The sequence below is a fragment of the Albimonas marina genome (assembly GCF_029223255.1).
Classification (GTDB): domain Bacteria; phylum Pseudomonadota; class Alphaproteobacteria; order Rhodobacterales; family Rhodobacteraceae; genus Albimonas.
Genome location: NZ_JARHUC010000003.1, coordinates 340,992 through 359,797 on the forward strand (window position 1 = coordinate 340,992; position 18,806 = coordinate 359,797).

General features: G+C 74.1%; 18 protein-coding genes. 9 read left to right on the forward strand and 9 right to left on the reverse strand.

Annotation, left to right across the window (positions count from 1 at the left end; genetic code table 11):
- Positions 1–54: 54 nt before the first annotated feature.
- Positions 55–1,440 carry a calcium-binding protein gene (locus tag P2H44_RS09165; RefSeq protein ID WP_275763207.1) on the reverse strand — a complete coding sequence of 462 codons (1,386 nt, stop codon included), beginning with the start codon at positions 1,438–1,440 and terminating at the stop codon, positions 55–57.
- Positions 1,441–2,085: 645 nt separating this feature from the next.
- The gene (locus P2H44_RS09170) at positions 2,086–3,711 is read right to left on the reverse strand and encodes a calcium-binding protein (protein ID WP_275763208.1); all 1,626 of its coding nucleotides are present in this window, start codon (positions 3,709–3,711) and stop codon (positions 2,086–2,088) included.
- A 476-nt stretch (positions 3,712–4,187) separates the two neighbouring features.
- On the opposite strand from P2H44_RS09170, the gene map reads away from it, so the two are divergent.
- Together map and radC are read left to right on the forward strand one after the other, a co-directional pair.
- Positions 4,188–5,000 (forward strand): type I methionyl aminopeptidase, encoded by an 813-nt coding sequence (map, locus tag P2H44_RS09175; RefSeq protein WP_275763209.1) that lies wholly within the window; start codon positions 4,188–4,190, stop codon positions 4,998–5,000.
- A 543-nt stretch (positions 5,001–5,543) separates the two neighbouring features.
- Entirely contained in the window at positions 5,544–6,350 is an 807-nt protein-coding gene (gene radC / locus P2H44_RS09180; protein ID WP_275763669.1) for a RadC family protein, read from the forward strand.
- 564 nt (positions 6,351–6,914) lie between these two features.
- On the opposite strand, the gene P2H44_RS09185 is transcribed toward radC, so the two are convergent.
- Both P2H44_RS09185 and P2H44_RS09190 read right to left on the reverse strand, forming a co-directional pair.
- On the reverse strand, positions 6,915–8,099 hold the full coding sequence (locus P2H44_RS09185; protein WP_345798986.1) for a DUF1501 domain-containing protein: 1,185 nt from the start codon (positions 8,097–8,099) through the stop codon (positions 6,915–6,917).
- 10 nt (positions 8,100–8,109) lie between these two features.
- Positions 8,110–9,483 (reverse strand): DUF1800 domain-containing protein, encoded by a 1,374-nt coding sequence (locus tag P2H44_RS09190; RefSeq protein ID WP_275763210.1) that lies wholly within the window; start codon positions 9,481–9,483, stop codon positions 8,110–8,112.
- A 300-nt stretch (positions 9,484–9,783) separates the two neighbouring features.
- Here P2H44_RS09190 and P2H44_RS09195 point away from each other — a divergent pair, with 300 nt between their 5' ends.
- Positions 9,784–10,425: a ParA family protein gene (locus P2H44_RS09195; protein ID WP_275763211.1), complete on the forward strand. Its 642-nt coding sequence runs from the start codon at positions 9,784–9,786 to the stop codon at positions 10,423–10,425.
- Between the two features lie 21 nt (positions 10,426–10,446).
- Here the strand turns inward: P2H44_RS09195 and P2H44_RS09200 are convergent, their stop codons facing one another.
- Positions 10,447–11,673: an alpha-D-ribose 1-methylphosphonate 5-triphosphate diphosphatase gene (locus tag P2H44_RS09200; protein WP_275763212.1), complete on the reverse strand. Its 1,227-nt coding sequence runs from the start codon at positions 11,671–11,673 to the stop codon at positions 10,447–10,449.
- Between the two features lie 100 nt (positions 11,674–11,773).
- Complete coding sequence (locus P2H44_RS09205; protein WP_275763213.1) at positions 11,774–12,241, reverse strand: DUF2165 family protein; 468 nt, start codon at positions 12,239–12,241, stop codon at positions 11,774–11,776.
- A 323-nt stretch (positions 12,242–12,564) separates the two neighbouring features.
- On the opposite strand from P2H44_RS09205, the gene P2H44_RS09210 reads away from it, so the two are divergent.
- The 5 genes from P2H44_RS09210 (at position 12,565) to P2H44_RS09230 (ending at position 14,880) form a co-directional block, all read left to right on the forward strand.
- Positions 12,565–13,440: an urease accessory protein UreD gene (locus tag P2H44_RS09210; protein WP_275763214.1), complete on the forward strand. Its 876-nt coding sequence runs from the start codon at positions 12,565–12,567 to the stop codon at positions 13,438–13,440.
- Positions 13,441–13,540: 100 nt separating this feature from the next.
- Positions 13,541–13,843: an urease subunit gamma gene (locus P2H44_RS09215; protein WP_275763215.1), complete on the forward strand. Its 303-nt coding sequence runs from the start codon at positions 13,541–13,543 to the stop codon at positions 13,841–13,843.
- A gap of 71 nt (positions 13,844–13,914) precedes the next feature.
- Positions 13,915–14,073, forward strand: a complete 159-nt coding sequence (locus tag P2H44_RS09220) for a hypothetical protein (RefSeq protein WP_275763216.1) — start codon at positions 13,915–13,917, stop codon at positions 14,071–14,073.
- A complete protein-coding gene (locus P2H44_RS09225) occupies positions 14,070–14,375 on the forward strand; it encodes an urease subunit beta (protein WP_275763217.1) in 306 nt (101 codons plus the stop codon). The genes P2H44_RS09220 and P2H44_RS09225 overlap by 4 nt, the downstream gene beginning before the upstream one ends.
- A gap of 142 nt (positions 14,376–14,517) precedes the next feature.
- Positions 14,518–14,880 (forward strand): hypothetical protein, encoded by a 363-nt coding sequence (locus tag P2H44_RS09230; protein ID WP_275763218.1) that lies wholly within the window; start codon positions 14,518–14,520, stop codon positions 14,878–14,880.
- 74 nt (positions 14,881–14,954) lie between these two features.
- On the opposite strand, the gene P2H44_RS09235 is transcribed toward P2H44_RS09230, so the two are convergent.
- Positions 14,955–15,815 (reverse strand): c-type cytochrome, encoded by an 861-nt coding sequence (locus tag P2H44_RS09235; RefSeq protein ID WP_275763219.1) that lies wholly within the window; start codon positions 15,813–15,815, stop codon positions 14,955–14,957.
- A gap of 182 nt (positions 15,816–15,997) precedes the next feature.
- Here P2H44_RS09235 and ureC point away from each other — a divergent pair, with 182 nt between their 5' ends.
- Positions 15,998–17,707 (forward strand): urease subunit alpha, encoded by a 1,710-nt coding sequence (gene ureC, locus P2H44_RS09240; RefSeq protein WP_275763220.1) that lies wholly within the window; start codon positions 15,998–16,000, stop codon positions 17,705–17,707.
- On the opposite strand, the gene P2H44_RS09245 is transcribed toward ureC, so the two are convergent.
- Entirely contained in the window at positions 17,697–18,206 is a 510-nt protein-coding gene (locus P2H44_RS09245) for a hypothetical protein (RefSeq protein ID WP_275763221.1), read from the reverse strand. The genes ureC and P2H44_RS09245 overlap by 11 nt on opposite strands.
- A 142-nt stretch (positions 18,207–18,348) precedes the next feature.
- A complete protein-coding gene (locus P2H44_RS09250; RefSeq protein ID WP_275763222.1) occupies positions 18,349–18,792 on the reverse strand; it encodes a hypothetical protein in 444 nt (147 codons plus the stop codon).
- Positions 18,793–18,806 lie beyond the last annotated feature (14 nt).

Here is an 18,806-nt window from a genome sequence, read left to right on the forward strand (position 1 = left end):
GATCGCCTTCCGTCGCAAGGCGCGCCGCGGGCCGGGCCCGCGGCGCGGCCCGGATCAGAAGATGAAGTCGCCCGCGGTCATCAGGTTCACGTTCCAGTTCGCGATCTCGAGGCTGCCGTCCCCGCCCAGCGCGTCCAGGTCGATGATCACCACGCCCCCGGCCCGGTTCTGCGAGGCCGCCTTCACGTCGCCGACCGAGGTCGAGATCTCGATGTTCAGCGCCCGCAGGTCGAGCACGTCGTCCCCGTCCACCCAGTCGGTGATCGTGTCGTCGCCCGAATGCCGGCCGATCTTGAAGACGTCCGCGTTCAGGCCCCCGGTCAGGATGTCGTCGCCCGCGCCGCCGGCGATGAAGTCGTCGCCCGCGCCGCCCTTCAGCTCGTCGTCGCCGCCCCGGCCGCGCAGCGTGTCGAAGCCGCCGCCGCCCTCGAAGACGTCGTCGGCGCTCGAGCCCAGGAGCTTGTCGTTGTTGTCGCCGCCCTGCACGCGTCCGTCGACCTCGCCGCCCTTGCGGGCCTTGTAGGTGTCGTTGCCCTGGCCCAGCTGCACGTCGCCGGTCACGCCGCCGCCGCGGTTGATCATCGTGTCGGCGGTGTCGCCCAGGTCGACGTCGCCCGAGATCTCGCCGGTGGAGACCAGCCGGTCCCCGTCTGCGCCGGTGAGGATCGAGCCCTCGACCGAGCCGTGGTTGCGCACCACGTCCTCGCCCGCGCCGGTGTCGACCAGCCCGCTCAGCAGGCCGAAGTTCACCAGCAGGTCCCCCGCGATCCCGCCGTTGAACGACGCCGCGACCCCCAGGATCTCGCCCATGTTGCGCACGACGATCGAGCCGACCTCGATCTCCTGCGCCGAGGCGTCGACGCCCACGCCGTCGATCCCGAAGCCCGAGATCGTGCCCGAGTTCACCACCCGGTTCGCCAGCACGCCGTCGCGCCCGGTGTCGGCGATCGAGCGGATGCCGAAGCGAAGCCCCTCGATCACGCCGGTGTTCACGATGTCGGTGTCGTCGCCGCCGTTGATGTGGATGCCGGCGTAGCCCGCGCCCGAGATCAGGCCGTCGTTCATCACGCTCTGCTCGACGAAGCTGGCGGTGTAGACGCCGCTGTTGCCGGTGACTTCGCCGGCGTTCAGCAGCCGGTACTCGTTGCCGTAGAGGATCACCCCGACGCCGTTGCCGTCGTTGGCGTGCACCGCGCCCGTCTGCCCCACGCGCACCGTCGAGGGCGTGGTGATCGCCCCCTGCGCAAGATAGACGCCCGAGGCGCCGAGCGAGACCACCACGCCGTCGATGATCACCTCGATCCCCGCCGAGCCGGCGACGTTGTCCACCGCGTAGTCGGCGGCGTTGCGCGCCAGCAGGACGTCCCGCCCGACGTAGAGCACGTCGTTCGAGTTCAGCGTGGTCTTCAGGTTGGAATTGAGCTGGATGATGTAGGCCATGATCGCGATCCGGGTCGGCTGAGCCGCGCGCGCCGCCCCGAAGCGGGCCCGCGGCTGCAGGAGGGGGAAGGAAACGGACGAGAAAGCCCGGAGGCGCGAAGGCGATGCAGGGGGCTCGCGGCCGCGGCGGACAGGGGCGCGGCGGCGCGCCTCCTCCCGCCGTCCCGCCGCGCGGCGGGTCCCGAACGCGGGGACGCGCGCCGGTCCGCCGCCGCGCCTGACCGGCGCGGTTGCGGAAACTTGGCGTCCATCCGGCGTCCGGACACGACCTTCACCCCCCGATCCATCCCACACGCCCCCCGACGTGAGCCGAATTGAACGCCCGGAGCGTGCACGGCGGCAACCCTTAATTTACCTTTGGGCAGGTTATGAACGGACGCGCCCTCGCCGCCCGGCCGCCGCTCCCGCCGGATCGTCGCGCGCGGGTTCGGGAGGGCGTTCCGGAACTATTCCCTCGCGCCAGACGCTTGCCGCGCGCGCGTCGCCGCCCGGGCCGCCCGCGCGCCGCCCCGGCGCGCCGCCGCTCCGGGTCGCCCGAAAGCCACGCCCGGACTGCGCCTCGCCGCGGGGCGCCGCGCCCGCGCGCCCGCCGCCGCGCCGGGGATTCGGCCCCGGCGCGAAGGTCCGCCGAGGCGTCCGCGCGCCCTAGAAGATGAAGTCGTCCGCGGTCATCAGCGCGACCGTCAGCCCCTGGACGACGACCGAGCCGTCGCCCCCCAGCTCCGTCAGGTCGATCACGACCGCCGTGCCGGAGATCGCCGCGCTCGCGTCCTTAACCGCCTGCAGCCGCGCGCCGTCGAGCGCCAGGGCCCGCAGGTGGATCGCGTCCACGCCGTCCTCGAAATCGAGGATCTCGTCCTCGCCCGCGCGCCGGCCGAAGCGGAACACGTCCGCCAGGGCGCCGCCGGTCAGCTCGTCGTCGCCCGGCCCGCCCGCCAGCGTGTCCTGGCCGAAGCCGCCGCGGATCACGTCGTCGCCGCCCCGGCCCTTCATCAGGTCGTGGCCGCCGCCGCCCTCGAACCAGTCGTCGTCGTCGCGCCCGCCCAGCAGCGTGTCGTTGTCGTCGCCCCCCAGCACCCGCCCGCCGATCTCGCCCGAGCCGCCGCGGAAGGTGTCGTTGCCCGCGCCCAGCCGCACGTCGCCCGTCACGTCCCCGCGCCCGTTGCGCAGCTGGTCTGCGCCGTCGCCCAGGTCCACGTCGCCCGCGATCTCGCCCAGGTTGCGCACCCGGTCGAGCCCGGCGCCCGAGCGCACCGCCACGTCCGCCGCCGCGATCACCCCGTCGTTGCGCAGGATCAGCAGACCGCCGGAGGCCGGCCCCCCCGCGTCCAGCGCCGTTCCCCCCGCGCCGGTCGCCGCGATCTCTCCGCCGTTGCGGATCGTGGCCTGCGCCGCCTGCGCGACCACGCCGTTCTCGCCCCGGATCGCGCCGGCGTTCTCCAGCCGCAGGGTCCCGGCCCCGAACACCCCCAGCCCGAAGCGCGCGGCGCCCCCGCCCAGGCCGAGCCCCAGGATCAGCCCGTCGTTGACCACCACGGCCGAGGCGAAGCCGGCCAGCGACGCGCCGCTCAGCCCCGTCGTCGCCCCGTCGCCGCCGAGGGCCACCCGGTCCGCGCCCGACCCTTCGGCCTGGATCCCCGCCGCCGCGTCGGGCGCGCCCGCCACGGTCCCGCGGTTCACGACCGAGAGGTCGCCGCCCAGGTGCGCGATCGCCGCCCCCTCGGTCCCCACGATGGCGCCCAGGTTGGTGATCGCCGCGTCGCATCCCGCGAGGCTGACGCCCGTCGCCCCGGTCATCTCTCCGCCGTTGGCCAGGTCCAGCGCCTCGAGCAGCGATCCCCACAGCGCCGCCCCGCCCGAGGCCAGCCCCGAGATCGCGCCCGCGTTCTCGATCGCTGCCGGCCCCGAGCCCGCCAGCCGCAGGCCCGAGCCGCCGACGATCTCGCCCCGGTTGCCCAGCCGCAGCCCGGCGGCGCCGTCGATCTCGACCCCGGCGAAGTCGGCCGCCCCCGGCGCCGCGCGCAGCACCCCCGTCTCGCCCACGTCGATGCGGAACGGGTCGGAGGAGAGGCTGCCGTCCAGGTCGATCCCGTCGTCGGCCATCGAGGTCGCGCCGCCGTCGATCAGCACCGCGATCCCCGCCTGCTGGTCGGTGTTGAGGATCGCGTCCTGCGACAGCGCCATCAGGTTGATGCCCGCGCGGATGAACAGCCCGTCGCCTCCCGCCAGGATGCGGGGCGTGGTGCTGTCGATCTGCACGTAGTTGGCCATGGCGCGCTCCCCTCGCCCTCGCGGCCGGGCGCCCCCGCCCGACGTCCCTCGCCGCGCCGCCCGCGCGCCGGCGCCCGACCCCGGCCGGCGCCGCCCGCGGCGGGCGGACGTTTCGAATTGAGCGCAATCTTGGTTAAGATCGTCTTAACCGTCCGGTCCGGGCCGCCGCCGGCCGGGGCAGGGCGCCTCGCCGCCGCCGGCGCGCCCGTCCCCCCGGTCCGCTCCGCCTCCGCGCCGCGCCGGGCCGGCCGCCAAGGCCCTGCCTTGGCGAGGAAACCTCCGGATCGGGCGGGACAGGTCGCGCCTGCGCAGGCCCGGGCCCCGCGCCTCCCCCTCCGCCTGGCGGGACGTTCCGTCGCGGGTCGGAGCGGCCCCGGCGCGACCCCGGCGCCCGTCGCCAACCCGGGCGGAATGCGCTAACCTGCCTTCCGACCAGTCCGCATCGGATCCGCCGATATCAGAGGAGTGCAGCAGGCATGGACGCGCCGCAGCCCGCCGTGACCGCCGAGGGAATCCGCATCTACCGTCCCGAGGACTTCGCCGGCATGCGCGCCTCGGGCCAGGTCGCCGCCGGCATCCTCGACCGCATCGCCGAACACGTCCGCCCCGGCGTCTCGACCGAGGAGCTGGACGCGCGGATCGAGCAGGACATCCTCGACCAGGGCGCCGCCTCGGCGACCATCGGCTACCGCGGCTATCGCCACGCCTCGTGCATCTCGGTCAACCACGTGGTCTGCCACGGGATTCCCGGGCCCAAGAAGCTCAAGGACGGCGACATCCTCAACATCGACGTGACGGTGATCGTCGACGGCTGGTACGGCGACACCTCGCGCATGTTCGTGGCCGGCACGCCCAACCGCAAGGCCGAGCGGCTGATCGACGTGACCCACGAGGCGCTGATGCGCGGCCTCGCCGAGGTCCGCCCCGGCAACACCTTCGGCGACATCGGCGCCGCCATCCAGACCTACGCCGAGGGGGAGCGCTGCTCGGTCGTGCGCGACTTCTGCGGCCACGGCGTGGGGCGCGAGTTCCACGAGCCGCCCAACGTCCTCCATTTCGGCCGCCGCGGCGCCGGCGCGGTGCTGCGCCCGGGAATGTTCTTCACCATCGAGCCGATGGTGAACCTCGGCCGCGCCGAGACCAAGACGCTCGCCGACGGCTGGACCGCGGTGACCCGCGACAAGAGCCTCTCGGCCCAGTTCGAGCACGCCGTCGGCGTGACCGAGGAGGGCTGCGAGATCTTCACCCTCTCCCCCGCCGGCCGCTTCCACCCGACCTGGGACCGCTGAGCCCGAAGCGGCCGTCGCCGTCGCCCGGGCGCGCCGTCGCGCCCGGTTCGTCCGCCATCTCGACCCGGGCCGGTCGGCTGACGTCCGTCCCCGCGTCCCGCCTCGTCCGGCGTCGAGCGATGGGGACGAGCGAACCGATCTCTCCGCCGCGGGGGCCCCCGCTTAAATCATCCGATCTGATTTAACCCGCCGGCGCCCGGCGGCGGTTTCAGCCCCGAAACGTCCTCGACGTCTTAACCCTCCGCTAACGCTTCCGGTTCACCTTCTGCGCATCCGTCTGAAGCGGAGTCGCGCATGGGCCGAAGAGCCTCTTCTGAAGAATCGTTGCGCGAGGCGCCGCTGCTGCCAGGCCTCGCGCCGTCGCCGTCTGAAGACGGGGACGTGGAGTCCGCTGGGCGGCGCGGCGCCGCCGCCTCGGGCGCGGCCCGAAACCCTCGCGGCGGGGGCGCGCCCTCGGCCGCCCCGTCCGCCGGCGCCGAACCGCCCCCGTCCGACGACGCGGGCCGTGGCCGCCAGGCCCCGGCCCCGCCGGCCGCCGAGGGCCTGGCGGGCGCAAGACGGGCGCGTCGCGCCCCCGGTTTCGCCGAGGCCGACCCCGACGCCGGCTTCGCCGCCGCCTGGCCTGCGCAGCCCCCCGCCGGCGCTCCGAAGCCGAAGAATCCCGCCGCCCCGCCCCCCGACCATGTCGAGCACCGCCGCCGCCTGCGGGAGCGGTTCATGCAGGGCGGCGCCGAGGCGATGCCGGACTACGAACTGCTGGAGCTGGTCCTGTTCCGCGCCATCCCCCGCCGGGACGTGAAGCCGCTCGCCAAGCGGCTGCTGCGCGCCTTCGGGGGCTTCGACGAGACGATCTCCGCCCCGCCCGCCCGCCTGACGGAGGTGCAGGGCGTGGGCGACGCGGTGGTGCAGGAGCTCAAGATCGTCGAGGCGGCGGCCCAGCGTCTCGCCCAGGCGCGCGTGCTGGGGCGCGACGCGCTGCAGAGCTGGGACCAGCTCGTCGCCTACTGCCGCACCCGCATCGCGCGCGAGCCGGTGGAGCAGTTCCGCATCCTCTATCTCGACCGCAAGAACCTGCTGATCGCGGACGAGGCGCAGGGCCGGGGCACGGTCGATCACGTGCCCGTCTACCCCCGCGAGGTGGTGCGCCGGGCGCTGGAGCTGCAGGCCTCGGCCCTGATCCTCGCCCACAACCACCCGTCGGGCGACCCGACCCCCAGCCAGGCCGACGTCGAGATGACCGCGCGCATCGTCCAGGCCTGCCGGGCGGTGAACATCCTGGTCCACGACCACGTCGTCATCGGCCGCGACCGCGTCGCGAGCTTCCACGACCTCGGCCTCCTAGACGCCTGACCCGCCCGCCTCCGGCGCTCCGCAACGCGCCGCGTCCCCCCTCGCGCCCGCGGCCGCCCCCCCCCGCCCGCGGCGCGCCCCGGCCCCACCGTTCGTGGCCCCTGTCTCAAACCTGGCGCCCGCGCCGCCTGGCCCCCCGGGCAGCGCCTGTTCTTCGGAGCCGTCTCTCGCTGATGCCGTGAAGAGCGACTCGCCCGCCGGGGTCCAGGATCGCGAAGCGACCCCGCGCTTGCGCGGGGCTTGTCCTTGACCCCGGCGGGCGAGTCGCTCAGGCATCAACAGCGGAGACGGCTCCGGAGACCAGGCGCGGGCGCTTTGTTCTTGGGTGAGTCAGGAGCGCCCGCAACGCCCGCCCATGTTCCTGCCTCCGCCTTTCCGCCCCCTCAGCCCCCTGCGCAACGCCCGCCCCGCGCCGCGGGCGCGCCCGTCCCCACCGGCGCGCGCCCCGACGCGGCGCCCCCCTCCCCGCAAGCGAAACGGCCGCCGCGCTTGCGCGCGACGGCCGTCGGCCTGCTCGACAGGCTCTTGCCTCGTCTGCGGCGGGCAGGGCGCGCCCCTGCGCCGTCAGGCGAAGATGCGCGTTTCCTGGCCCATCGAGATGCCGGGGAACACGGTCCGCTCCAGCCCTGCGCGGTCCATCCCGTAGAGGGTGCGCAGGGTCCAGGCCGCGTGGCGGCGCAGGTCGTCGGTGGGCATCAGGTCGCGGTCCTCGAAGAGGTCGGAGGAGCGCAGCCCCGGCCACTCGCCGAAGACCTTCGCCTTCGACAGCGCGCCGCCGGCGTAGATCATCAGCCCGCCGGTGCCGTGGTCGGTGCCCTCGGAGCCGTTCTCGCGCGCGGTGCGGCCGAACTCGGTGATGCACATCACCGCCGTCTGCCCCCAGACCGGGCCGAGGCCCTTCTTCAGCTCCAGGATCGCCTCGGCGAGCTGGTTCATCGGCTTGCGGATCGCCCCCGCCTGGCGGCGGTGGGTGTCCCAGCCGCCCAGCGAGAAGGCGGCGATCCGGCTCTCGCCGCGCAGCATCTCGGCCGAGAGGGCGGCGAGGCTGACCGCGTCCACGGTCTTGGCCGCGCCCCCTTCCATCGAGAGCGACGCGTCGATCTGCGTCGCCTCCTTCGCGGCGGCGGCGAACAGGGGATCGCGGGCCGAGATCATCTCGAACAGCTGCAGCGCCTGGGGGGTCAGCTGGATGTCGGAATCCGGCGACCAGTTCAGCGCGGGATTGGCGCCGTCGAGCAGCAGCATGTTGTCCCGCCCGACCGCGACGGCGGTGTTCGCCTTCGCGCCCGGCAGCAGCGACAGCGCCCGGTTCAGCCAGCCGTCCTTCGAGGGGGTCATGCCCCCGCTCTCGGCCTCGGTGCCGCTCTCCAGCGCGTCCTGCCCGTCGAAATGGGAGCGCTTGTCGCGGTAGGGGGTCGAGACGGCGTGCACGAACGACAGCTCGCCCGCCTGCCACAGCGGCATCAGCGCGCCCAGCTCCTGGTGGAGCGCGAAGCGGCCGTCGAGGTCGATGCCCTTGCGGTCCGGCGTGGTCGCCAGGTGCGGGCGCATCGAGAGGTAGTCGCGGTCGGTGTAGGGCCCGACGGCGGCGAGCCCGTCCAGCGCGCCGCGCAGGACGATCACCACCAGCCGGTTGTCGCCGGGGGCCGAGGCGAAGGTGACCTTCGACATCAGCGGAAAGGCCGCGGCGGAGCAGCCCAGCGTCAGGCCGCCCTTGAGCAGGCCGCGGCGCGAAAGATCCATGGACATCGTCGCCTCCTCAGCGGCGGTTGAAGTCGGGGGACGCGAGCAGCAGCGCGAAGCCTTCGCGCTTCTCGGCGGCGGCGGCGATCGCCCAGGCGGTCTTGGGGTCGAGCGCGTCGCGCAGCGCCACGTCGGCGTATGCGCGCGGGTCGATCTGCTGGGCGGCGAGCACCTGGCCCATCCGCGCAGCCCATTCCAGCCGGATGGCGAGCGCGCCGGGGTTGATCCACTCGGCCGAGGCCTCGGGCCAGCCGTCGGGGCCGGGGGCGCGGTTCACCTGCTGGCCCAGGTCCTTGAGCGCGGCGAGCGTCAGGCCCTGGTAGGGATCGTTCTTCCCCTTCAGCGTCTTCGCGGTGACGCCCGCGGCGCGCAGGGAGGCCACGACGATCTCCTGCGGCTGGCGCACCTTGCCGCCCAGCGGCCCCCAGGCGGCCGGGTGGGTCAGCAGCGTGCGCGACACCGCCGTCAGGTCGCCGCCGCTGTCGCGGAAGCTGCGCTCGAGCGCCGCGACGAGGTCGGCGGGCGGCTCGTCGGCGACGAAGTGGATCGCGAGCTTCGTCGCGATGTGCTTCGCGGTCGCCGGGTGGGCGGCCAGCATGTCGAGCGCGCGCAGCGTCTCCTGCTTGGAGGCGCCCTTGAAGGTCTCGCCCATCAGGGTGAAGCGGCCCGGCTCGGCCATGTTCTCGCGGTAGACGAACTCGCCCTTGCGCCCGCGCATGGTGAAGCCGGTCAGCAGGTTGGCGAGGGCGACCACGTCCTCCTGCGTGTAGGGCGCCGAGACGCCCAGCGTGTGCAGCTCGAGGATCTCGCGCCCGAGGTTCTCGTTCAGGCCCAGCCCGTCGCGCCTGGCCGCCTCGGAGGAGGGGCCGGCCGAGCGGTGCTGGTCGAGGAAGACGAGCATGGCGGGATGCATGACCACCGCGCGCAGCATGTCCGAGAAGCGCCCCGCGATGTGGGGGCGGATCGCCTGGTCCTCGTAGCCCGCCACGCGCGAGGCATGGGCGGGGAACTTGATCGAGACCGAGAAATGGTTGGCCCAGAAGCGGGCCATGCGCTCGGCGAAGGCATGCTCGGCCTCGACCGAGCGGGCGAGCGAGGCGTTCCAGACATGGTTCAGGGCCTGGCGGAAGTCCTTCCGCTCGTCCTTGACCATCGTGTCCATCTCGTTGGACTTGGCGCCGGACATCTTGCGGTCGGCCTTCTTGGCCTCGCGGAACTCCTTGAGCTCCTTCCACAGGCGGTCGTCCTCGGCCGGGTCCACGATGGGCGCGGCGGTCGCGACGGCGCGCAGGCCCGCGAGCATGGCCTCGGGCTCGGTCTCGGCCCGCTGGTCGGGCCGGAAGCCCAGGCCGAAGCGCAGGGCGGCGATGGTGTCTTTTTGCAGCGTCATCTCTCGTCGATCTCCGCAGCGGCGGCTGGCGGGGGGATGGTTCGGGGCTTCCACGCCCCGGCGGGCAGGTTCCGTCGCGGCCGTCGTTCCGGCCTGCAACATTCCACGGAGCGGGCCGACGCTCCATGCGCGGGGCCGGGCGCGCGGCGGCGCGGCCGCGGGCGGTCTTGCGCGCGGGCCGGGCAGGTGAAACCGTGCGGGACGAATTCGGCGAGGAGCGGGCGGGCCGGCGCCGTCGGCGCGGCGCCTGCGCCGCGCGCGCGGCCAGGCGGCGGTCAGGCGGTCGGGGAGGAGAGACGGATGGGCGAGGCGTCGCAGGGCACGGTTCTGGTGGCGAACCTGAAGGGGGGCTGCGGCAAGACCGTGATCGCCACCAGCCTCGCGGCGGCGCTGGCGGCGACCGGCGCGCGGGTGGCGCTGGCGGACGCGGACCGGCAGAAGTCGGCCCTGCGCTGGACCCGCCGCCGCCCGGTCGAGGCCGCCCCGGTCGAGGCGCTGGACTGGTCGAAGTCCAAGGACGTCGGCGAGCGGCCGAAGAAGCTCGACTGGCTGGTGATCGACGCCCCCGGCGCCCTGCGTGGCGCCAAGGCCGAGGAGCTGATCGCCCAGGCGCGGATGCTGATAGCGCCGCTCTCGCCCTCGTTCTACGACCTCGACGCCACGAAGCGCTTCCTCAAGGAGATCGAGGAGCTCAAGCGCGTGAGGAAGGGCCGGGTCGAGGTGCGCCTGGTCGGCAACCGGATCCGGCCGCGCACGAAGGCGGCCGCCGGGCTCGACGCGGAGTTCGAGAAGCTGGGCCACGCGCCGCTCGCGCGCCTGTCGGAGCGGGCGGCCTACGGGGAGCTCGCCGAGCAGGGCCTGTCGATCTTCGACCGGCCCGCCAAGGCGCTCGACCCGCTGCGCGCGCAGTGGGCGCCGATCCTCGAGGCGCTGAGGGACTGACGCCGCCGCGCGGCGCGGCGCTCAGCCGGCGCGGATCAGGTCGCCCGCGAGATGCGCGGGACGCCCGGCCGCGAGGGTGAGGCGGGCCGAGGGCACGCCCCCCTCGGGCCAGTCGAGCAGAACGAGGTCGGCGCGCAGGCCCGGCGCGATCCGGCCGCGGTCCGAAAGCCCCAGCGCCGCCGCCGGATTGGCCGAGACGCAGGCCCAGAGCGTGGCGCGGTCGCCCCGCCGCTCGGCCGCGAGCCGGCCCATGGCGGCGGGCAGGGCGGGGTAGTGATAGTCCGAGGCGAGGATGTCGCAGACCCCGTCCTCGATCATGTCGGCGGCGGAGAGGGAGCCGATGTGGCTGCCGCCGCGCAGGGCGTTGGGCGCGCCCAGCACCACGTGCTCGCCCGCCGCGCGGGCCTCGCGCGCCACGGCCTCCGACATCGGGAACTCGGCGATGCGCGCGCCGTGGGCGCGGAAGAAGGCCCGCGTCTCGTGCTGGCTGTCGTCGTGGCTGAGCATCGGCGCGCCCGCGGCGCGGCCGGCGGCGGCGACGCGCGCGATGGCGTCGGGCACCTGCGGCCGGCGCGCCCAGACCGCGGCGAGAAGCTCGGCGTAGCCGTCCTCGTCCAGCCCCGCCCGCGCCGCGACCGAGCGGATCGAGCGGCGCACCTGCGGATCGCCCGGCGGGGCCTCGACGAAGTCGGGCCCATGCTCGAAGGCGCGCTCGGTCACCGGGACCGAGCGGTCGCGCATCGTCATCGAGGTATGGTCGTTGAAGGCGATGGCCGGCGTCGGCCCGGCGGCGAGCGCACGCTCGATCACCGGCAGGGCCTCGAGCGCGAAGGTCTCCCACCGGATCTGGATGCGGTGGTCGACGCCCAGGCGCGGGCCGGCGGCGGCGAGCGCGTCGAGGAACGCCTCCCCTCGCTCGACCGAGCGCAGGCCCGGCTCCCAGCTCAGGGTCAGGGCGTGGTAGGCGGTGGCGATGCCGAGCGCGGCGAGCTGGCGGTCGACGTCCATCGCCGCCACCTCGCCGGGCATGAACACGCCGGGGCGGGGCATCACCGCGCGCTCGAACGCGTCGCCGTGGATGTCGACGAGGGCGGGGGCGAGCCACAGGCCGCGCCCGTCCACCCGCAGGGCGCCCGCGGCGGGCGGGTCGCCGATCTCGACGATCCGGCCGTCCTCGACCCGCAGGCAGGTCTCGACCGGGCCCTCGGGCAGGAGGGCCGTGGCCCCGGAGATCAGGTAGGCGGTCATCGGCGGCTCCGTTCGGGGCGGTCGGCGCGCGATCCTGGGGGCCGCGCGCGACGGGATCATGACGGGCCGCCGGCGCGCAGGGCGCGGGACGGGGCGGGCCTCAGGTGAGGATGTGGAAGGTCAGCGCGCCCCAGATGGCGAGGAAGAAATGCGTGAACTGGCTGTCCTTCCAGCCGGCCCAGTAGTGGAACCACTGCCCCCCGACGAGGAAGCCCCCCCAGACCATCGTGAAGACGAGCGCGCCGGCCGCCGCCACGCCGCGGGCGAGGACCGGCCCGGCGAGGCCGAGGGCCGCGAGGACCAGCAGCAGCGCGCCCAGCCCCATCAGCACCGTCGCCAGCAGCTCGAACGCGACGATGGCGGCGTAGGCGAGCTTGTGGAGCTTGGGGTCGTCGAGGCGGTTGCCCTTCACCTTCTCGTAGATCTCGGGGCGTTCCTCGCGCACGCGGTCCATGCGCATGACCATGCTGACCAGGTCGCCGTTCACCGGGGGGAAGCGGATGTTCTCGATCACCCCGATGCCGATCCAGGCCGCGGGAATCGCGGTCAGCAGGGCCTGGCCCAGCAAGGTCAACGTCTCCACCTCGAATACCCCCTCGTCTGCGGTCGCCGGGCGAACGGGCCGGGCGGGCGGAGGTATCGGTCGCGGGGCCCGCGCGGGTCAAGCGCGCGGGCGTCGCGCGGGCGGGGCGGGGGCCGCGACGCGGCGTCGGCGCCTGCGCGCTGGGCAAGGGCGCCCAAGGCGCGGGCACGCTCATGTCCGCTTCAGCATGATCGCCCGCGGGCGCCCCGGGGGAGGGCTTGCGCGGCGAACCTGAACGGGCCATCGTCCGAAAGAACCTTCCCTTTCCGGCGCTCGGGAGCGCGCCGGATCAAGCCCTGGATCGCTGGATGCTCGACGCCGCCCGCCCTGAGCCCGACGCCGCCTTGCGCGCGGCGCCCCCGCGCCAGCCGCGGGCCGAGGGCGAGGGCCGGGTGTCGAGCAAGCTGCGCGGCGGACGCTCGCGCGTCGACGGGCTCTACCAGCGGGGCTCGGCCAAGTGCCTGCTGCCCGCGGTCTACGAGGGGACGGCGCTGCACGCGGTCCTGCTCAACACCGCCGGCGGGCTGACCGGCGGAGACCGCTTCGACTGGGCGGCGGAGGCGGGCGAGGGTTCGGATCTGATCGCGACCACCCAGGCGGCGGAGCGGATCTATCGCGCCCAGCCCGGGGAGATCGCGCAGGTGCGCACCCGGCTGAAGGCCGCCCCCGGCTCCCGGCTCGACTGGCTGCCGCAGGAGACGATCCTCTTCGACGGCGGCGCGCTGGACCGGCGGCTGGAGATCGACCTCGCCCCGGACGCGGAATTCCTGGGCGTCGAGCCCCTGATCCTGGGCCGCGCGGCGATGGGCGAGACGGTGCGCGCGGCGCGCCTGCGCGACGCCTGGCGGCTGCGCATCGACGGCCGTCTGGCCTGGGCCGACGGCCTGCGGCTGGAGGGGGCGGCGAGCGACATCGCCGGCCGCGCCGCCTGCTTCGGCGGCCGGCTCGCCTGCGCCACGGTCGTGCGCGCGGGCCCGGGGGCGGAGGAGGCGTTCCGCTCGGCCCGGAACTTGCTTCCGGTTCCGCAGGGGGCCGCCGACGCGACGCTGGGCGCGGTCAGCCTGGTGGACGGGATCGCGGTGGCGCGGATCCTGGCGCGCGACGGGCGCGCGCTGCGCGGCCTGCTGATGCCGCTCCTGGAGCTGTGGCGCGGGGGCGCGCTGCCGCGGCCCTGGACGATGTGAGCCCGCGCCGCCCGGCAGGCGGCGGGGGAGGAGACGAGGCCGCAGGCGCGCCCGGCGCGCGCCGCGCGGCGGGTGGAACGCGAACGGGGGGACGACCCGCATGAACCTGACGCCGAGGGAGAAGGACAAGCTCCTGGTCTCGCTGGCCGCGATGGTGGCCCGCGGACGGCTGGCGCGCGGCGTGAAGCTCAACCATCCGGAGGCGATCGCCCTGATCACCGACTACGTGGTCGAGGGCGCGCGCGACGGGCGCACCGTGGCCGACCTGATGGAGGCCGGCGCGAGCGTCGTCACCGCCGAGCAGTGCATGCCCGGCATTCCCGAGATGATCCACGAGGTGCAGGTCGAGGCGACGTTCCCCGACGGCACCAAGCTGGTGACGGTCCACGATCCCATTCGCTGACCCCGACCCTTTCCGCCGGCCGAGGGGGCCGCGCGGACGACCCGAGCAAGACCCGCAAGGAGACACCGAGAATGACCAAGACCCTCGCCGCGCTGATCGCCCTGGCTCCGGCCGCCGCCCTCGCGCATGCCGGGCCCGAGGGGCATCTGCACCCCCACGGCGTCGAGACGCTGGCCTTCGCCGCCCTGGCGGTGGCCGCCGTGTGGGCCGCGCGGAGGGCGCTTCGGTGATCCCCGGCGAGCTCTTCCCCGCGGACGGGGACATCGAGCTCAATGCCGGGCGGGAGACGGTCGTGCTGACCGTCTCCAACACCGGCGACCGGCCCGTGCAGGTGGGCTCCCACTACCATTTCGCCGAGACGAACCCGGGGCTTGAGTTCGACCGGGCGGCGGCGCGGGGGATGCGCCTCGACATCGCCGCGGGCACCGCGGTGCGCTTCGAGCCGGGCCAGTCGCGCGAGGTGACGCTGGTCCCCTACGCCGGCAAGCGGGAGGTCTGGGGCTTCAACCAGCAGGTCATGGGGCCGCTGTGAGCGGGACGAGAGGGGGCAAGCCCCGCCGCGCCCGACCGGCCGACGCCGACCGCCCGCGGGCGGCCGCCGCCGGCCGGAGGGCCGCGGCGCATCCGCTCGGGCGGGCCCTGAGCCGGCCGGCGACGACTTCGGCGGCGCCGGCATGACCCCGGCGATCGCGGTGGCGCTGATGCTGGCGGTGGGCTGGGTCCTGCCGATGCTCGGCCGGCGGCTGCTGCGCGGGCGCAAGGGCGTGTGGATCGGCGGCGTTCTGGCGCTGGCCGCCACCGTCGGCGTCGCCTGGATCGTGGGCGAGGGCGTGGCCGCCCTGCGCGACGGCGATCCGCGCGCCGAGTTCGACAAGGCGTTCAACGCCTGGAAGCTGATGATCCTCTACATCCCCGCCGTCTGCCTGCACCTGGGCCGGGCGAGCGGCGGGCCCGACGCGTCGGGCGACGGGACCGGGCTGGGCGATCCGGCCTCGCGCAGCTTTCAGCGCGACGGCGGAGACGGGGGCGGCGACTGATGTCGCGCGGCCCGCATCCGGCGTCGGCAGGCGCGCGGGATCGCCGGGGCGCGGCCGCGCCCCGGCGCGCGGCCTCACTCCGGCGTGGCCAGCGGGGGCAGGGTGCGCAGGTAGGCGATGATCGCGTGGACGTCGTCGTCGGTCATCTGCGCGTAGTAGCCGTAGCCCATCGGCGGCAGCATCGGCTTGCCGTCGCGGATCCCCTCGCGGATCATCGCGACCAGCTCGTCGTCGCTGCGCCCGGCGATGCCGTCGGCCGAGGGCGTCAGGTTCGCCGAGACCGAGGTGCCCCACGGCCCGTGGAACTCGTTCCCGCCCGAGCCGAGATGGGTCGAGACCATCGGACCCGCCGGCCCGAACTTGGTGTGGCACTCCATGCAATGCGCCACCGGCCCCGCGAGATACTCGCCGTATTCGGCGGTCACGCCGCGGGCGGGGGCGGTCACGCTCTCGACCGGGGGACCGTAGGACGGGGGCAGGGGGATCGCGTAGGTCGAGGCGGGAACCTCGTTCTTCACCGGCGCGACGGTGCGCAGGAAGGCGACCATCGCGTCGAGGTCGTCGTCGCCCAGGCTCCGGTAGAAGCCGATGGGCATCGGCGGGCCGATGATCGTGCCGTCGGGGCGCACGCCCTCGCGGATCGCCTTCTTCAGCTCGGCGTCGGACCAGGCGCCGACGCCGGTCTCCGCGTCGGGGGTGATGTTGGGGGCCCAGGCCTCGAAGGCCGGGTTCTTCTCGACCAGCCGGCCGGCGAGCTCCTGGCTCATGTCCGGGCCCTGGGGGCCGAAGGGCGTGTGGCAGTTGCCGCAGGCCGCCACCACCCGCACGAGGTATTCGCCGCGTTCGAGCTGGGTCTCGGCCTGCGCGGCCGCGACGCCGGCCAGCAGGCCCGCGGCGGCCAGCGCGGAACGCGCCGTTGCCTGTCGAAGATTCAAGATGACGTCCTCTCTCCCTCTGCGACGGGCCCCTCGCCCGCCGGCGGGCAGAGGTTAACCCTACGCAAACGTTGCGGTAAAGCGGCATTCATCCAGCCGGCAGGCAAGGACGATCCGCGCCCGCAGTCCCCCCTCGTCCGGGCCGCCGCCCGGACCCCCCGTTCCAGCCCGGAGGCCTGACCATGCCCGCCCGCATCTCCCGCGCCGCCTATGCCGGCATGTTCGGTCCGACCACCGGGGACCGGCTGCGCCTCGCCGACACCGAGCTGGTGATCGAGGTCGAGCGCGACCTGACCACCTATGGCGAGGAGGTGAAGTTCGGCGGCGGCAAGGTGATCCGCGACGGCATGGGGCAGAGCCAGATGACCCGCGCCGAGGGGGCGGTGGACACGGTCATCACCAACGCGCTGATCGTGGACCACACCGGCATCTACAAGGCCGACGTGGGCCTGAAGGGCGGGCGGATCGCGGCCATCGGCAAGGCGGGCAACCCCGACGTGCAGCCCAACGTCGACATCATCATCGGCCCGGGCACCGAGGCGATCGCGGGCGAGGGAAAGATCCTGACCGCCGGCGGCTTCGACAGCCACATCCACTTCATCTGCCCCCAGCAGGCCGAGGACGCGCTGCACTCCGGCCTGACCACGATGCTGGGCGGCGGCACCGGCCCCGCGCACGGCACGCTCGCCACCACCTGCACTCCCGGCCCCTGGCACATCGGGCGGATGCTGCAGGCGCTGGACGGTCTGCCGATCAACTTCGGCCTGTCGGGCAAGGGCAACGCCTCGCGCCCCGCGGCGCTGGAGGAGATGGTCAAGGCCGGCGCCTGCGCGCTGAAGCTGCACGAGGACTGGGGCACCACGCCGGGCGCCATCGACTGCTGCCTGTCGGTGGCCGACGCGATGGACGTGCAGGTGATGATCCACACCGACACGCTCAACGAGAGCGGCTTCGTCGAGAACACCGTCGCCGCCATCGCGGGCCGCACCATCCACGCCTTCCACACCGAGGGCGCGGGCGGCGGGCACGCGCCCGACATCATCAAGGTCTGCGGCGAGGCGCACGTCATCCCCTCGTCCACCAACCCCACGCGGCCGTTCACGCGCAACACGCTGGACGAGCATCTCGACATGCTGATGGTGTGCCACCACCTCGACCCCTCGATCCCCGAGGACGTGGCCTTCGCCGAGAGCCGGATCCGGCGCGAGACCATCGCGGCCGAGGACATCCTGCACGACATCGGCGCGTTCTCGATCATCGCCTCGGACAGCCAGGCGATGGGGCGCGTGGGCGAGGTGATCATCCGCACCTGGCAGACCGCCCACAAGATGAAGGTCCAGCGCGGGCGCCTGCCCGAGGAGACCGGCGACAACGACAACCTGCGCGTCCGCCGCTACATCGCCAAGTACACGATCAACCCCGCCATCGCCCACGGCATGTCGAGCCACATCGGCTCGATCGAGCCGGGCAAGCGCGCGGACCTGGTGCTGTGGTCGCCCGCCTTCTTCGGCGTGAAGCCCGAGATGGTGCTGGTGGGCGGGACCATCGCGGTGGCGCAGATGGGCGATCCGAACGCCTCGATCCCCACGCCGCAGCCGGTCTACACCCGCCCGATGTTCGGCGCGCTGGGCCGCGCGCAGGAGGCGGGCTCGGTCACCTTCGTCTCCGAGGCCGCGATGGCCGAGGGGCTGGGCGCGGCGCTGGGCCTGCGCAAGGAGCTGGTCGCGGTGAAGAACACCCGCGCCATCGGCAAGGCGGACATGGTGCTGAACGCCCATTGCCCGCAGATCGAGGTCCACCCGGAGACCTACGAGGTGCGCGCCGACGGGGAGCTGCTGACCTGCGAGCCGGCCACCGAACTGCCGATGGCCCAGCGCTACTTCATATTCTGAGGTCGGAGGATTTTCTGAGGTCGGAGACCGCGGGGCGGATCCGCGCGCAGAACTCGCGCCGGCGCTGGAGCGCCTCCTCGGTGTCCACCGCGCGCATGCCAGTCAGGATCGCGCTTTCGAGGAAGGCGATGTAGCTGTCCGGCAGCGGCAGGCGGCGCCATTCCGCGTCGTAGCCCGCGTGGACCATGACCGAGGCGGTCGCGCCGGTGTCGCAATGGAAGACGTAGGTCAGCTCCACCGTGCGGGTGCCGGCGGGGACGACCGGCGGCTCATGCTCGTAGTGGGGCAGGGCGCGGGTGCGGGCGTCCATCTCGCCGTGAAGGCGGGCGGGGATCGAGAAGGTCTCCGCCTGCTCGTCGACATAGGCGAAATCGGGGGCCACGGAGATGTCGAGCCCGCGCAACCGGCCCACGTTGAGCCAGGTTTCGTCCTCGCCTGTTCCGATCGCCGGAACGAGCGCCGCCACGGCCACGGCCGCGAGGATCAGCAGTTTCGCCATGTCGCCGTTTCGCGCTCCGCGTTCCGTATCATGATGTTCTAGGGCGGCGCCGGTCCTCGCCAAGAGACCCGGGCGCGCTTTCTGATCGAGTCCGCGGGCGGAGTCGATGCCGCGCGCGTAAAGAAGGCGTCGCTCGCGGGCGTCACGCCCCGGCGGGCGCCGGGACGGAGCGGCGAAGACGCTCGCAGGTGGAGCGGATGTCGGCGCGCCCGCCCAGGGTCTCGACCGCCTGGATCGCCGAGCGGACGCTGTCGGTGACGACCGAAACGAAGAGACGCGGCGTCGCGATCCGCCGGCGCGCCTCGTCGTAGGCGGCGTGCAGGTCGACCTGCGCGAGCGAGCCGCTCCTGCAGTCGTAGACGAAGTGGACCTCGACCGCGCTGGCGCCGATGCGGTGCGCGTGGATCCCCTCGTGCTCGTAGAAGGGGATGTCCATCATCAGGCGGTCGAAGTCGCCCTCGAGCCGCGCGGCGAGGCGCAGGGCGTCCACGTCGTCGTCGACGTAGGCGAGGTCGAGCGCCGCCGCGACGGTGATGTCGCCCATCCGTCCGAGCGGGATCCAGTCCTCCGACTCTCCCGCGCTCACGATAGGCAAGATCG

Excerpts from the sequence above, each read along its gene's own strand:
- P2H44_RS09215 (WP_275763215.1), top strand. The coding sequence starts at position 13,541 with ATGAACCTGACGCCGAGGGAGAAGGACAAGCTCCTGGTCTCGCTGGCC.
- P2H44_RS09200 (WP_275763212.1), bottom strand. The coding sequence starts at position 11,673 with ATGACCGCCTACCTGATCTCCGGGGCCACGGCCCTCCTGCCCGAGGGC.
- P2H44_RS09230 (WP_275763218.1), top strand. The coding sequence starts at position 14,518 with ATGACCCCGGCGATCGCGGTGGCGCTGATGCTGGCGGTGGGCTGGGTC.
- P2H44_RS09170 (WP_275763208.1), bottom strand. The coding sequence starts at position 3,711 with ATGGCCAACTACGTGCAGATCGACAGCACCACGCCCCGCATCCTGGCG.
- P2H44_RS09185 (WP_345798986.1), bottom strand. The coding sequence starts at position 8,099 with ATGTCCATGGATCTTTCGCGCCGCGGCCTGCTCAAGGGCGGCCTGACG.
- P2H44_RS09165 (WP_275763207.1), bottom strand. The coding sequence starts at position 1,440 with ATGGCCTACATCATCCAGCTCAATTCCAACCTGAAGACCACGCTGAAC.
- P2H44_RS09210 (WP_275763214.1), top strand. The coding sequence starts at position 12,565 with ATGCTCGACGCCGCCCGCCCTGAGCCCGACGCCGCCTTGCGCGCGGCG.
- P2H44_RS09245 (WP_275763221.1), bottom strand. The coding sequence starts at position 18,206 with ATGGCGAAACTGCTGATCCTCGCGGCCGTGGCCGTGGCGGCGCTCGTT.
- P2H44_RS09195 (WP_275763211.1), top strand. The coding sequence starts at position 9,784 with ATGGGCGAGGCGTCGCAGGGCACGGTTCTGGTGGCGAACCTGAAGGGG.
- map (WP_275763209.1), top strand. The coding sequence starts at position 4,188 with ATGGACGCGCCGCAGCCCGCCGTGACCGCCGAGGGAATCCGCATCTAC.
- P2H44_RS09190 (WP_275763210.1), bottom strand. The coding sequence starts at position 9,483 with ATGACGCTGCAAAAAGACACCATCGCCGCCCTGCGCTTCGGCCTGGGC.
- ureC (WP_275763220.1), top strand. The coding sequence starts at position 15,998 with ATGCCCGCCCGCATCTCCCGCGCCGCCTATGCCGGCATGTTCGGTCCG.
- P2H44_RS09220 (WP_275763216.1), top strand. The coding sequence starts at position 13,915 with ATGACCAAGACCCTCGCCGCGCTGATCGCCCTGGCTCCGGCCGCCGCC.